This window comes from Pseudomonas sp. KH_050, from assembly GCF_057838875.1.
This window is the reverse complement of sequence record NZ_CM174478.1, coordinates 3,790,399-3,802,605: the sequence shown is the minus strand read 5'-3', so window position 1 is coordinate 3,802,605 and position 12,207 is coordinate 3,790,399. Positions and strand designations below refer to the sequence as shown.

The window sequence follows — 12,207 nt, the reverse complement described above, 5'->3', positions numbered from 1 at the left end:
TTAGCGATTCTGAAGAGCGCAGCAAGCGTTTTGGGGATCTGAGGGAAAGATCTGCTAATGATCCAATTTTTGCGCTTATGTTCCACCGATAAATGCAGGCTGAGGCGACCGTCCGCTTTGGGTTGAGCCAAGAGCGGACACTCGAACACCTCACCTGATCGGCTGTTTTTGTAGGACGAAGCGGTCACCCGTGTTCCGCTGCCAACAATGACCTGAACTGCGAAATGCTCTCTGAAGATAACCCGGCAGCTTCGAACACTGCGCAGGTAAAGCTAACAGGTGCAGGACCTGGAGCAGTTATGATGCGGTCAGCAACCACAGCTACTTGACTGCTTCGATAAAGCGTGGCCCCTTCATAACCTACGGCATTCTGTTGTAAAAAGTCAGCGCTGTTCGAGGTATGAGAAACCGTGTCGAGAAGCCCAGCCCTCGCAAGTGCCAGCGTTCCCCCACAGATACCGGCAATAGTCGCTCCACTTGAACGACTAGTATGAAGAAAGTCCCGAATATCCGGTGCATCTGCACGCTCCCAGATCATTCCACCGATGACCACAACAACGTCCGGTTTCCAGTCCAGGCATTGTTGCAAGCTGCTATCCACAGTTACAGCCAATCCACCCTGCGAGCGGAACTGCCCCGTAGTAGAGGCGAAAAACCTAACGTCGATCCCGTAAAACGGGGATGCGGTTCCTGCAATGAAAGCGTATTCCCAGTCCGCAAAACCGGGTGTCAGTATCAAGCCCACGCGTGCCATCAGTCAGAATCCTCCATGAAAACGAATAACATAAAGCGACAACAAATAGATCTCAACGGCTGCTTTGGGTCCAGGCTGTGTGAAAACACGCTGGACACGTTAAAAACTGGAACTTGCGCTGTTCACCTGAGAAATTGGCGAAGGAAATGCCCGACTGGTCCACGCAGATCGTTCAGCCCCGTATGTGGCGCCCGAGGCCGACTTAGGGGCTCTGGTCAGCCACAGGCTGATGATTTGGCGGTTTGCTTCACGTCTTAATCGCCTCAAGTAACCCCTGGATACCGAAGATACTCATCATTCGCTTGAGGTTATAGGCAAGCACATGAAGGCTCATTTCAGTGCTCACTCTCGGCAGGGTTTTGGTCAGGAAATGGGTGCTTCCCATCCAGTATTTGAGCGTTCCAAAAGGATGCTCAACAGTCTGCCGACGCACTTTCATTTTCCCGGGATCATGTTCCAGACGAAGCTGCATGGCATCGAGTACAGCCTCATGTTCCCAGCGCTTCACGCGACGCTCTTTACCCGTCGTGCATTGCTTTTTCATTGAGCAGGACTGACACGCCGAGTACCAATAACAGTGCAGCAACATCCCGTCTTCCACCGTCGAATACCGCCTGGTCAGTGATTGCCCTGCCGGGCACCGATACTCGTCCGATGCGGCAACGTAGATGAAATCCTGCTTGCCGAATCGACCTTCAGCTTTGCTACCGGACGTCAGCGGTTTAGGCACGAAGGTCGTGATACCGGTTTGTTCGCACGCGAAAATTTCCGTGCCCTTGTAATAACCTCGGTCGGCAACAACCGTCAGCGTCTCGACACCGGCCTCTTCACGCGCCTGACTCGCCATATTGCTCAGTTGCCCACGATCATTTCCAACGTTGGTGACTTCATGGGCGATGATCAGGTGGTGCTTGTCATCGACTGCTGTTTGTACGTTGTAGCCAACCGTTCCAGTGCCTCGGCCGCTTGTGGCCATTGAGCGCGCATCTGGATCGGTGAGAGAGATTTGTTGGTCCGGGCTTTCGCGCAATTGCGCCTCGATGTCCTTGAGCTTGTGCATCTGCTGTTTCAGGATTTCTATTTTCTCTTTCAGCCGCTCAGCTTTGGCTTCGGCTACCTCGGGCGTTGCCCGATCCGCCGAATCCATCGCCGCAAGATAACGCTCAATGCTCTGTTCGATCTGCTGCATGCGTGCCTTCACTTTTCCCTGAGTGAAGTTACGGTCGCGGTTGTTGACGGCTTTGAATTTGCTGCCGTCGATGGCGATGATCGACTGAGAGAAGAGATTGAGGTTACGGCAAAGAATTACGAACTGGCGGCAGACGCTGCGAATGGCTTTACCGTTGTCCTTGCGGAAGTCGGCAATGGTTTTGAAGTCCGGAGCCAAACGCCCCGTTAGCCACATCAACTCGACGTTGCGCTCGGCCTCACGCTCAAGCCGGCGGCTGGACTGAATCCGATTGAGGTAGCCGTAGATATAGATCTTCAGCAAGATCGCGGGATGGTAGGCCGGACGCCCCGTTGCAGCAGGATCAACACCTTCAAACCCAAGTACTCCCAGGTCGAGTTCATCGACGAAAACGTCGACCACTCGCACTGGATTTTCTTCCGTTACGTAATCGTCCAGGCACTCCGGCAGCAACGTCACTTGCGTCCGAGCCTCACCTTCGATGAATCGCTTCATGATCGCCCCCGATACGATCTCGACGATCAGAAGGTTAGACAATCACTGGCGTTTTCACACAGCCTGGGTCGACAGTTGCCTGATGCCACCGACAGGAGTCGACCCAATGCTGCCAGTCGCAGCTCTTGCGTGAAGCTTCGAATGTTCAAACTGGAGACGCGAAGGTCAAGAAGCAAAGTAATGCGGCTTGTCGGGAAGAAAACAAACCAGTGCCTGACTGTGGGCAGTCACGCTGAGGAATAGTCCATCACAGATAGATAGCAATTATTATATTTCTGCCACGCAAATGGCGGCAAAAATATAATATAAATAATTAAATTAGCTTGGGCGAGTTTTCTTAAGGCCTGAAGGTCCAGTCATTTTTATTTGTTTTAACTACAATCTCAACCACATCACACCGCTTGTATTGGATGTTATAGTCGTACGTAATGGTTTTGCCGAAAGGCAATTTGAATGCTTTCTTGGGGTTTCCCATGCTTTCTGAACATTGATTTCGATTAACTGTAACGCTGTTAATGACTAAATCATCTGAGGTGCTAATGATGTTGACTGTTCTGTAAGGCGTCTTAATGGTGCCGTACTGGTATAATCTTTCGTCAACGCTTATTTTAAAAGGAGAACCTGTAGGGGTATCTGTTGTTTTTTTACCAGCATCATCCGGCTGATTTTTCTGAGAGGGCACCTTGATCCCAATGCCTTTTGTTAATAGTGCTTGGTCTGCCTGGATTGTCTCGGGTTTACAGGTATGTCTTTCGATTTCCTTCCCCAGGCTATTCATGGAGCTAAAATAAGCATCCAACTTTCCATCATGATTTTCGTAACCGACAGCGATAGCGCCCTCATCGTCAGTTCCCCTGAGGACGAATGACTGCTTGACCTCGCTGCTCTTATTCAGAAATTGCTGTGCTCCACCGGACGGAATATCCAGTTTAATCACGCTTCCGCCTTCATCTGGATCGTCATTCGGTCCCAAAAATTCTATATAAGCAGTATCGTTGCTATGGCTGAGTGTCATTACATCTCCACTGTCCAAGGTACATTTAATATCGTACTTTTCTTCAGCATTAGAATAAGCTGATGCGAGCAGAGACATAAAAAATATAGTCACAACTATTTTTTTCATCAAGCGTCTTTCCCTAGGCGATTTTTAGGATTTAGGTTGCGGGGCTTTTATACAGCGTCTGTATCGGCAGCAGATAAGAGAACTTGAGGTGCACAGTGTTGATGCAACCGATCGATAGCTTTCTCGTTAACATTTCTGGGCCGTCAACCGTCTGCAATGGTTCGAGTGCAGCCTGCCGTCACAGGCGACAGTCGCCCGTGCCACCCTCGAAGGAACGGTGACGAGGCAGACGTCCACGTCAGGGTCAATCGAACCCAAACGATGAACAAAGTCGGTCTTCGAACCTATGCAAACCCGAGGAACGAGAGAATGAACAGGACGATCACAACTGCCCCGACGATGTAGACGATGTTGTTCATGAGAACCACCTCTCAACCTGAACAGGATGGCGACACGAGGATGTTACAAATACAAGGTACTGCACCTTTGCTCGCAATTCCATTCGGCAACACACGTGGCTGCGCCCCTCATTCGCAAGATCGTGGCCGCGTTTTTACACACGCTGGGCCGATTGCTGCGCCTGGGGCGTTGCAGCTGACGACCCGTAGCGGGGCAGGCGCGTTTGCTCGACCGAGCGCCTGCGTGATGGCCGGAAATTACGGTGACAGGTTCCACCACCGGGTGAGGTCCATAAACAAGGTGGCCTGACGTTCGAGTCAAGGCCGCGACCCGCCAGGGACGTCGGCCTTCAACGCGTTGTCAGGCGTCACTGGTTTTTTCCCGGATCAACTTTTTCGAACGATCCTGTGCGCACCTCGCCGCTGTGCACGTAGCGGGTGATCAACACACCGCCAGGCGTGCTGGTCGAGTGCGCCAAAGTGAAGGCCGACGCTTGTGCGTTGTCGCCGAACAAGCGCTTGCCGCGCCCAAGTACGATGGGAAAAATCATAAGCCGAAGCTCGTCCACCAACCCGGCTGCAAGCAATTGGCGCACCATATCGCCGCTGCCCTGCGTCAATAGGTGGGCGCCGTCCTGGTGCTTGAGCGCGCGTATCGCCTCGGCAAGGTTGCCCTCCAACGCATGACTGTTCTGCCAATCAAGCGTATCGGGTCGATGCGTGGCCACGTGCTTGGGCACGCTGTTGAACAGGTCAGCGATGGTGCGGCTGCCTGAATCGGCAGGAACGCGCGGCCAATACGCGGCGAATATGTCGTAGGTGCGACGCCCCAGCAGCAACTCGAACGGCTGCGAGAACAGGTCTTGCACGGCCTGGCCGGTGGCTTCGTCGGCGTAGGGCACTATCCAGCCACCGAGGCGGAATTCGCCGCTGAGATCTTCTTCAGGCCCGCCGGGCGCTTGAATAACGTTATCCAGACTAATGAAAGCAGCAACGATGAGCTTGCGCATACGCTTCTCCTGGTTCGTCCTTGTGAACGTTCTCGTACAGGGAACGCCTGGGATCACTGCGACCCATCGGATTCATTCCCTGACGATAGTCGAACGAGACTCTGCGAAATCGACAGTGCGATATCGGCGAGGGGCCAATCGGGCCGCGGTTATTCGGGCAACCCGGCCAGCCGCAGTCCATCGGCGAACCGCGCAAGGTCCTCGGGCCGCTGGATGGGCAGCCAGTCTTTCAGGTTGGAGGCGCGCAACGATGGATCCAGCTCGTGCAGGCGCTGCATCGCCTGCTGCGCTTTGTCCATTCGTCCACTGAGCGCATGACTGGCCGCCACCAGGGCAACCGGTACCAGCAGGTTGGGCAGGTTCCCCAGTGCCTTTTCCGCCCAGGCCGAAGCGGCGTCGAAGTGCCCGGCGAAGAAATGCGCGAGCGCCATCCCAACCTGCATCCTGAACATTTCCGGATCCAGCGGACTCAAGCGAGTGGCATGCGCCAAATGCTCAATGGCTTCGTCTGTTTCACCGCGCAGCGCACGCAGGATACCGCCCAGGAACCAGGCCGGGGCCAGGTTGGGATTGAGCAGGCGTGCCCTGTCGAGCAAAGCAATGCCGCCATCGACATCGCCGGCAAGATGGGCAAGTGCATGTCCGCCTCGCGTCAGCGCCACCGCATCATCGCGGCCGAGCTCCACCGCCAGGCGTGCGAGCCGCGTGCCCTCGGCGATCTCTCGAGTCCGATCGCTCATCCAGCCATTCACCTTGCGCCAGAAGTGGCACCAGGCCGCCATGCCATAGGCCGATGCAAACTCCGGATCGAGCTCGATGGCCTTGTAGAACAACGGCAGCGCCTCCTCGATGGCCTCGCGGGTGCCGCTGTGCAGCCTCGCTATTCCGCGCAGGTAATAGTCATAGGCGTCCAGGCTTTCCGTCGGTTTGCGCCGGGCGCGCTCGATTTCCGCCCGTTCGAGCTGCGGCGCGATGGCGCCGACGACACTTTCGGCGATTTGGTCCTGCAGCTCGAAGATGTCGTCGAGCATGCCTTCGAAGCGTTCCGCCCAGATATGCGTCCCGCTCGTCGCGTCGATGAGCTGCCCGGTGATGCGTACCTTGTTCCCGGACTTGCGCACGCTACCTTCCAGCACGTAGCGCACGCCGAGCTCCTGGCCGACGCCCTGGACGTCCACCGCCCGGCCTTTGTAGGTGAAGCTTGAATTGCGCGCGATGACGAACAGCCAGCGGATTCGCGACAGGGCGCCGATGATGTCCTCTACCATGCCGTCGGCGAAATATTCCTGCTCCGGATCGCCGCTCAGGTTGTGGAAGGGCAAGACAGTAATGGAGGGTTTGTCCGGCAGGGCGAGCGCGGCGGGAGGCATTTGCTTCGGGTCAGCGGGCGCGCGTTCGCCGATGCCTGGCCCGTCAGGCTGTCGCGCTTCGCCGACCTCGCCGACCTTGATCTGGCCGACGAAGCGGTAACCCTTGCGGGGGACCGTGCGCACCAGGCGCTGCTCCTCGCCGGTATCGCCGATGGCCTTGCGCACCGCATTGATGTGGCTGGTGATCGTCGATTCCGAAACGATCCGGCCGCTCCACACCGCCTGGAGCAGGTCGTCCTTGCTGACGACGCGATCGCGGTTGCTGACCAGCTGCAGCAATAGATCGAAGACCTGCGGCCCGACGGCCACGACTTGCCCGCGCAAGGTCAGTTCCCGGCGCTCCTGATCGAGCACGTAGTCTTCAAACACGAATTGCAAGGTGAGTATCCCCTGATCGAGCTGGCGATTAGTACCGGGTATCGATAATACGGCAGCGCGTAACCAGCCGCACCGTCCACGGCATGGGATGCCCGTCGAGCAACTGTTGCTTTGGACGAAAAACCAGGCTTGCCCGAAGGCAAACTCAAGGCCGGCACAAGGACTTCCCTCACGCGCGCAGGCACTCTTTCTCTACATCGACAGCAATGGTTGCCGTCGGGAAGCGGAGAGAACCCATGAAGATCGTCGTCATCGGAGGCACCGGCCTCATCGGATCGAAACTTGTGCAGAACCTCCGCGAGCGCGGCCATGACGCACTCGCAGCTGCCCCCGGCACAGGCGTGAACAGCATCACTCGCGAGGGCCTGGCCCAAGCGATGGATGGCGCCGAGATTGTCGTCGACGTGGCCAACGCGCCTTCGTGGGAAGACAAGGCGGTTCTCGAGTTCTTCGAAACCTCGGCCCGTAACCTGCTGGCCGCCGAAGCGGCTGCTGGCGTTCGCCATCACGTTGCCCTGTCGATCGTCGGTAGCGAACGGCTTCCCGAGAACGGTTATTTCCGGGCCAAGGTCGCGCAGGAAAACCTCATCAAGGCGTCCGGCATTCCTTACACCATCCTGCGTGCCACGCAGTTCTTCGAGTTTGTCGGCGGCATTGCGCAGTCGGCCACCGTCGGCGAGGAGATTTGCCTGTCGCCGGCGCTGATCCAGCCGATGGCGTCCGACGACGTGGTGGCGGCGCTCGTCGATGTCACGCTGGCAACGCCGGTCAATGGCACGGTCGAAGTCGCCGGTCCCGAGGCCATGCCACTCGACGACCTGGTCAGGCGCTTTCTGCGGGCCACTCAGGACACGCGCAAGGTCGTGCCGGACGTGCATGCGCGCTACTTCGGCGCCATTCTCGACGATCAATCGCTGACCCCCGGCAAGCACCCGCGCCTGGGCGCGATCCGCTTCGAGGACTGGCTCGGTCAGTCGATGGCCCAAGCGGGGCGCTGAGGCTCCCAAGGACAAATCAGCAAGGCGTCGACCCGCTACCGGGTCGCGCCGTCATATCACCCACGCACCAAGGAGCATTGCCATGTTTAGCCGATTTCTCTTGGCCGTTGCCTTCGCAGCGTTGTCGATCACCACGGTGTCGGCCGGCGACCCGCCCGTAGGCAAGGTGACGGTGGTATTCGACCGCCCCATTCCTGACATCCCTGGCAAGAGCATGAAGGGCGTGCTCGTCGAGTACGCGCCGGGCGCCGCGTCGCCGGCCCACACGCATCCGAAAACTGCCTTCATCTATGCAACGGTGCTTGAGGGGGCGGTCCGTATCCGCATCAACGACGCGCCGGAAAAGATCTACAACGTCGGCGAAAACTTCGTTGAAGAGCCTGGCTCCCTTCACCAGGTCAGCGCAAACGCCAGCGACACGAAACCTGCACGCCTGCTGGCCGTGTTCGTCCTCGACAGCGACGAAAAGGTGCTCGTCACGCCCATCGGAAAGTGAGCCCGTCAACGCGCTCATCGACGCTTGACAGCGGGCGGCAGACGACTGCCGCCCGGCCGTAGATCCTTGGCATTAAACAGGAAACGAGAACATGAACGCGCTCCAGGACAAGGCCACCATTGCCACCGGCGCTAGCGCCGAGATGCCTGTCGTAGTGGCGCGGCAAAGCAAGAGAAAGATGATCGGCATACTGCTGTGCGTCGGCGCCGTGCTGGTCCTGGCCGCCGGATGGGCCATGGCGCTTTGGAGCGGCACAACCTCGACCGACAATGCTTATGTCCGCGGCGATGTCACCTCGCTCGCGGCAAAGGTGGCCGGCTATGTCACTGCGCTAGAGGTCGAGGACAACCAGAGCGTCCGGGCGGGCGACGTGCTGTTTCGGATCGACGATCGGGATTACCGCGCACGGCTTGAGCAAGCCATGGCCAATGTCAGCGCTGCCCAGGCTCGCCTGACCCATGTCGATGCCCAGACCCAGCTTCAACGCGCCCTGATTCGGCAGGCCGAAGCCCAGAGACGTTCGGCCTCGGCCGAGATGAATCTGGCGACCAAGACCCACGATCGCAGCCGCAAACTGATTGTCAGCAACGCGGTCAGCCAAGCCCTGGTCGATGAAACCGGCACGGCACGCTCCAGAGCCGAGGCGACGGTATCGGCGGCATCGGCAACGGTAGAGGCGCAACAGCAACACATCACCGTCCTGGTGGCCGAGCGAGAAGCTGCCGTTGCTGCGGTGACGCAGGCGCAGGCCGCGCGTGATCTCGCCCAGATCGATCTCGACAGCACCGTGGTCCGCGCGCCTGTTGATGGCGTTGTCGGTAACCGCCAGGTCCGTATCGGCCGCTTCGTTACGCCGGGCGTTGCCTTGCTCGATATCGTGCCGGTCAACGATGTGTGGGTCGTGGCGAATTTCAAGGAAACCCAGCTCGAACATATCCGCCCCGGCCAACGCGTGCGCATCGCGGTCGACGGCTATCCCAACGAAGCACTTGAAGGCGTGGTCGACAGCTTTGCACCGGGTAGCGGGTCGGCGTTCAGCTTGCTCCCCCCAGACAACGCAACAGGGAACTTTGTGCGTGTCGTGCAGCGGGTTCCGGTAAAGATCCTGCTTGTCCACAACCCGTTGCCGGGCCGCATCGTGCCGGGCCTGTCCGCGCGGGTCGAGGTTGCGCAAGGGGATGACTCATGAACACGCAGGCTACCGCTACGCGGAGCAACGCCGGCGCCACGACCGGCGTCCTGCTCATCGCGGGCATCGTGCTTGCCACGCTGACGGAAGCGGTCGCCAGCACCGTTCTGTCGCTCGGACGCGGCGACATCATCGGCGACACCTATGCAACGCCTGATGAATTTGCCTGGCTGGATATCGGCTACACCGCGCTCAAGCTGATCGGGTTCATGACCGCCCCTTGGCTGCTGAAGCGTTTCGATCCGCGTCATGTGATCATCGGCTCAATCCTGGTCATGGGCCTGGCGTGCGGCATTGCCGCCATCACCGCTCGGCTGGACCTGCTGGTCGCGCTTCGAATTATTCAGGGTTTCGCTGGCGGCACCCTGCTGGTCGGGGGCCAGGCGCTCATATTTCGCGCCTGGCGGCGATCCCGTCAACCCATCCTTCAAGCCCTGTTTGCCATGGGCGCCGTTGTCGCGCCCGCGACGCTCGCCCCGGCCCTTCAAGGCTGGTTGATCGATAGCCAATCCTGGACCTGGATCTTCCTCAGCGTTGTTCCGGTGGCCTTGGCGGCTAGCGGACTTCTGCTGATCGCAGACGGCCCAAGGCCCGCCAAGGTCCGGCACTGTCCGTTTGACTGGATCGGCTTCTTACTGATCTCTGCCAGCCTGTTCTGTTTCACCTACGTTCTCAGCCAGGGCAGCCGATGGGACTGGTTCGAGGAGCCGCGCATCCTCTGGCTGAGCGTGATCGGCGCAGCCGCTCTGCTGGCATTTCTCGGCCAACAAGTGTTGGCCAAAGGCCAAGGTCTGCTCGACTTCACCCTGTTCAAATCGAGCGATTTTACCTTCGCCTTTATCGTCAGTTTTGTCGCCGGCGCCGCCTTGTTCGGCAGCGCGTTCCTGATTCCGGCGTTCGCCCTGTCGGTCCTGGCGTTCACGCCTACCGATGCCGGCCAGCTCCTGTTGCCCAGTGGCGGGTTTTTTATCGGCGCGCTGCTCATTGCTGCCTTTCTCATACAGGTCCGCCGCGTTCCGCCGTTCGCCACAGTGCCCTTTGGCATCCTGATGATTATGGTTGCGATGTGGATGCTGTCCGGTTCGACCAGCGAAAGCGGCACCGACGACATGATGGCCGCCATCCTGTTGCGCGGCCTGGGCCTTGGCTTCCTGTTTCTATCGATCACGCTGATCGCTTTCAGCGACCTCAACAGCCGAAACCTCGCCTGCGGCATAGGCCTCTTCAATACGGGTCGCCAGCTGGGTGGCCTTATGGGGGTCGCAGGGCTCCAGACCCTGATCGAGCATAACGTCGTCGCCAATGCCGTGGTCCTCGGCGCCAGCGTCACCCCCGGGGGGGCCGCGGTCATCGAGCGGCTGACGACCACGACAGCCATGCTGTCGGCGAAAGGGATGGATGCAGCGGCCGCTGGCCGGGCAGCGACGAGCCTGCTGGGCCGGGTCGTGTCAGGTCAGTCCACGGTGATTGCCTTCGACACCGCGTTCCTCGCAGTTACCCTGCTTTTTGCAATCGCCGCCCCCATGCTGGTCGGCATCAAGATCGGACTTTCGCGATACGCGAAAGTGCGCGCTGCGCGAACCGTAGCGTGAGATAGCCCACGCCAACCAGCACTGGATCGCTAACGCCTTTGGGGTACTGAATGCAGGTTATCGCTAAGTGCCCGTCAGGTTTCTACACTTCAAGCACCTTAATTGATCGAATGTGGAGAGTGGAACAATGCGTTTACGTGACCTAGGCATCACTATTGGTTCGGGCAACCCGGGCGTTCACAACGCCATCACCGATGTGCCAGGTGTGCGGGTCGGTCATCACACACTCAATGTCGAATCGGGCGAAACCTCCATTCATACTGGCGTTACCGTTATCGAGCCGCGAGCAGTCGCGGCGCATCTGGAACCCTGCTTTGCCGGGATCCATGTGTTGAACGGCAATGGCGATGCCACGGGCCTTGAGTGGATTCGCGAAGCAGGCTTGCTGACCACGCCAATCGCTTACACCAACACCCATAGCGTCGGAGTGGTGCGGGACGCGCTGGTGGCTGCCGAGCGGGAGATGGCAAAGCTCCACACCTATTGGTGCATGCCGGTGGTACTGGAAACCTACGACGGCGTATTGAGCGACATTTGGGGTCAACATGTCACTGCCGAACATGTCCAGGCGGCTTTGGCAGCTGCGCGCTCCGGACCGGTGCAAGAGGGCTGTGTCGGCGGTGGCACGGGTATGATCTGCCACGAATTCAAGGGGGGCATCGGTACGTCCTCGCGAGTGCTGAGCGCCGAGGAGGGTGGCTGGACCGTGGGCGCTTTGGTGCAAGCCAACTATGGCGTGCGCAGTGCGCTGCGTGTGGCGGGTTATCCGGTGGGCGGGGTTCTGGATGACATACCATCGCCGTTTCAAAGTACCGCAAACGTCGGTGAGGCGGGTATGGGGTCGATCGTGATCACCATTGCCACCGACGCTCCCTTGCTGCCGCATCAGTGCACGCGCCTGGCGCAGCGGGCAAGCGTTGGTCTTGCACGGGTCGGCGGTGGCACGGAAGATTCCAGCGGCGATATCTTCGTTGCGTTTTCGGTAGGCAATCGCGGTTTGCCGGTAGCCAATCATGGCTGTCCGGGCGAACCGACGACCGATTTGCAGATGGTCAACAACGACTATATTTCGGCTCTGTTCGTGGCGGCCGCCGACGCGGTCGAGGAGGCCATCCTCAATGCAATGCTTGCCGCAAGCGACCTTGAAGGGTGTGGCAGTCGAGCGTTGGCGCTCAAACCCGAGCAACTGTTGTCGGCCATGCGCAAGGTCGGCTGGCAGCCCCGGATGAGTTGATCCAAACGCTGATGGCGCCCGGCACTCATTGCGAGTGTCGG

General features: G+C 58.9%; 10 protein-coding genes. 5 read left to right on the top strand and 5 right to left on the bottom strand.

Translation table 11 applies throughout. The features are described 5' to 3' along the window. Nucleotides 1-184 precede the first annotated feature (184 nt). The 5 genes from AC3IUA_RS17240 to AC3IUA_RS17220 form a co-directional block, all read right to left on the bottom strand. On the bottom strand, nucleotides 185-754 hold the full coding sequence (locus AC3IUA_RS17240; protein WP_489355670.1) for a DJ-1/PfpI family protein: 570 nt from the start codon (nucleotides 752-754) through the stop codon (nucleotides 185-187). Between the two features lie 247 nt (nucleotides 755-1,001). Next, on the bottom strand, nucleotides 1,002-2,438 hold the full coding sequence (locus tag AC3IUA_RS17235) for an IS1182 family transposase (protein WP_489355668.1): 1,437 nt from the start codon (nucleotides 2,436-2,438) through the stop codon (nucleotides 1,002-1,004). 337 nt (nucleotides 2,439-2,775) lie between these two features. Beyond that, complete coding sequence (locus AC3IUA_RS17230) at nucleotides 2,776-3,561, bottom strand: hypothetical protein (protein ID WP_489355666.1); 786 nt, start codon at nucleotides 3,559-3,561, stop codon at nucleotides 2,776-2,778. A gap of 706 nt (nucleotides 3,562-4,267) precedes the next feature. After that, nucleotides 4,268-4,909: a dihydrofolate reductase family protein gene (locus AC3IUA_RS17225; protein ID WP_489355664.1), complete on the bottom strand. Its 642-nt coding sequence runs from the start codon at nucleotides 4,907-4,909 to the stop codon at nucleotides 4,268-4,270. A 149-nt stretch (nucleotides 4,910-5,058) separates the two neighbouring features. Next, the gene (locus AC3IUA_RS17220; RefSeq protein WP_489355662.1) at nucleotides 5,059-6,657 is read right to left on the bottom strand and encodes a winged helix-turn-helix domain-containing tetratricopeptide repeat protein; all 1,599 of its coding nucleotides are present in this window, start codon (nucleotides 6,655-6,657) and stop codon (nucleotides 5,059-5,061) included. A 236-nt stretch (nucleotides 6,658-6,893) separates the two neighbouring features. Here AC3IUA_RS17220 and AC3IUA_RS17215 point away from each other — a divergent pair, with 236 nt between their 5' ends. The 5 genes from AC3IUA_RS17215 (at nucleotide 6,894) to AC3IUA_RS17195 (ending at nucleotide 12,166) form a co-directional block, all read left to right on the top strand. After that, the gene (locus AC3IUA_RS17215; RefSeq protein WP_489355660.1) at nucleotides 6,894-7,655 is read left to right on the top strand and encodes an SDR family oxidoreductase; all 762 of its coding nucleotides are present in this window, start codon (nucleotides 6,894-6,896) and stop codon (nucleotides 7,653-7,655) included. 82 nt (nucleotides 7,656-7,737) lie between these two features. Further along, on the top strand, nucleotides 7,738-8,151 hold the full coding sequence (locus tag AC3IUA_RS17210) for a cupin domain-containing protein (RefSeq protein ID WP_489355658.1): 414 nt from the start codon (nucleotides 7,738-7,740) through the stop codon (nucleotides 8,149-8,151). A gap of 91 nt (nucleotides 8,152-8,242) precedes the next feature. Then, the gene (locus AC3IUA_RS17205; protein ID WP_489355656.1) at nucleotides 8,243-9,340 is read left to right on the top strand and encodes an HlyD family secretion protein; all 1,098 of its coding nucleotides are present in this window, start codon (nucleotides 8,243-8,245) and stop codon (nucleotides 9,338-9,340) included. Further along, nucleotides 9,337-10,932 (top strand): MFS transporter, encoded by a 1,596-nt coding sequence (locus tag AC3IUA_RS17200; protein WP_489355654.1) that lies wholly within the window; start codon nucleotides 9,337-9,339, stop codon nucleotides 10,930-10,932. Before AC3IUA_RS17205 ends, AC3IUA_RS17200 begins: the two co-directional genes overlap by 4 nt. 127 nt (nucleotides 10,933-11,059) lie before the next feature. Next, on the top strand, nucleotides 11,060-12,166 hold the full coding sequence (locus AC3IUA_RS17195) for a DmpA family aminopeptidase (protein ID WP_489355652.1): 1,107 nt from the start codon (nucleotides 11,060-11,062) through the stop codon (nucleotides 12,164-12,166). Nucleotides 12,167-12,207 lie beyond the last annotated feature (41 nt).

What these genes read in the sequence shown, in the direction of transcription:
- AC3IUA_RS17240 (WP_489355670.1), bottom strand. Translation starts at nt 754, where the DNA reads ATGGCACGCGTGGGCTTGATACTGACACCCGGTTTTGCGGACTGGGAA.
- AC3IUA_RS17235 (WP_489355668.1), bottom strand. Translation starts at nt 2,438, where the DNA reads ATGAAGCGATTCATCGAAGGTGAGGCTCGGACGCAAGTGACGTTGCTG.
- AC3IUA_RS17230 (WP_489355666.1), bottom strand. Translation starts at nt 3,561, where the DNA reads ATGAAAAAAATAGTTGTGACTATATTTTTTATGTCTCTGCTCGCATCA.
- AC3IUA_RS17225 (WP_489355664.1), bottom strand. Translation starts at nt 4,909, where the DNA reads ATGCGCAAGCTCATCGTTGCTGCTTTCATTAGTCTGGATAACGTTATT.
- AC3IUA_RS17215 (WP_489355660.1), top strand. Translation starts at nt 6,894, where the DNA reads ATGAAGATCGTCGTCATCGGAGGCACCGGCCTCATCGGATCGAAACTT.
- AC3IUA_RS17210 (WP_489355658.1), top strand. Translation starts at nt 7,738, where the DNA reads ATGTTTAGCCGATTTCTCTTGGCCGTTGCCTTCGCAGCGTTGTCGATC.
- AC3IUA_RS17205 (WP_489355656.1), top strand. Translation starts at nt 8,243, where the DNA reads ATGAACGCGCTCCAGGACAAGGCCACCATTGCCACCGGCGCTAGCGCC.
- AC3IUA_RS17200 (WP_489355654.1), top strand. Translation starts at nt 9,337, where the DNA reads ATGAACACGCAGGCTACCGCTACGCGGAGCAACGCCGGCGCCACGACC.
- AC3IUA_RS17195 (WP_489355652.1), top strand. Translation starts at nt 11,060, where the DNA reads ATGCGTTTACGTGACCTAGGCATCACTATTGGTTCGGGCAACCCGGGC.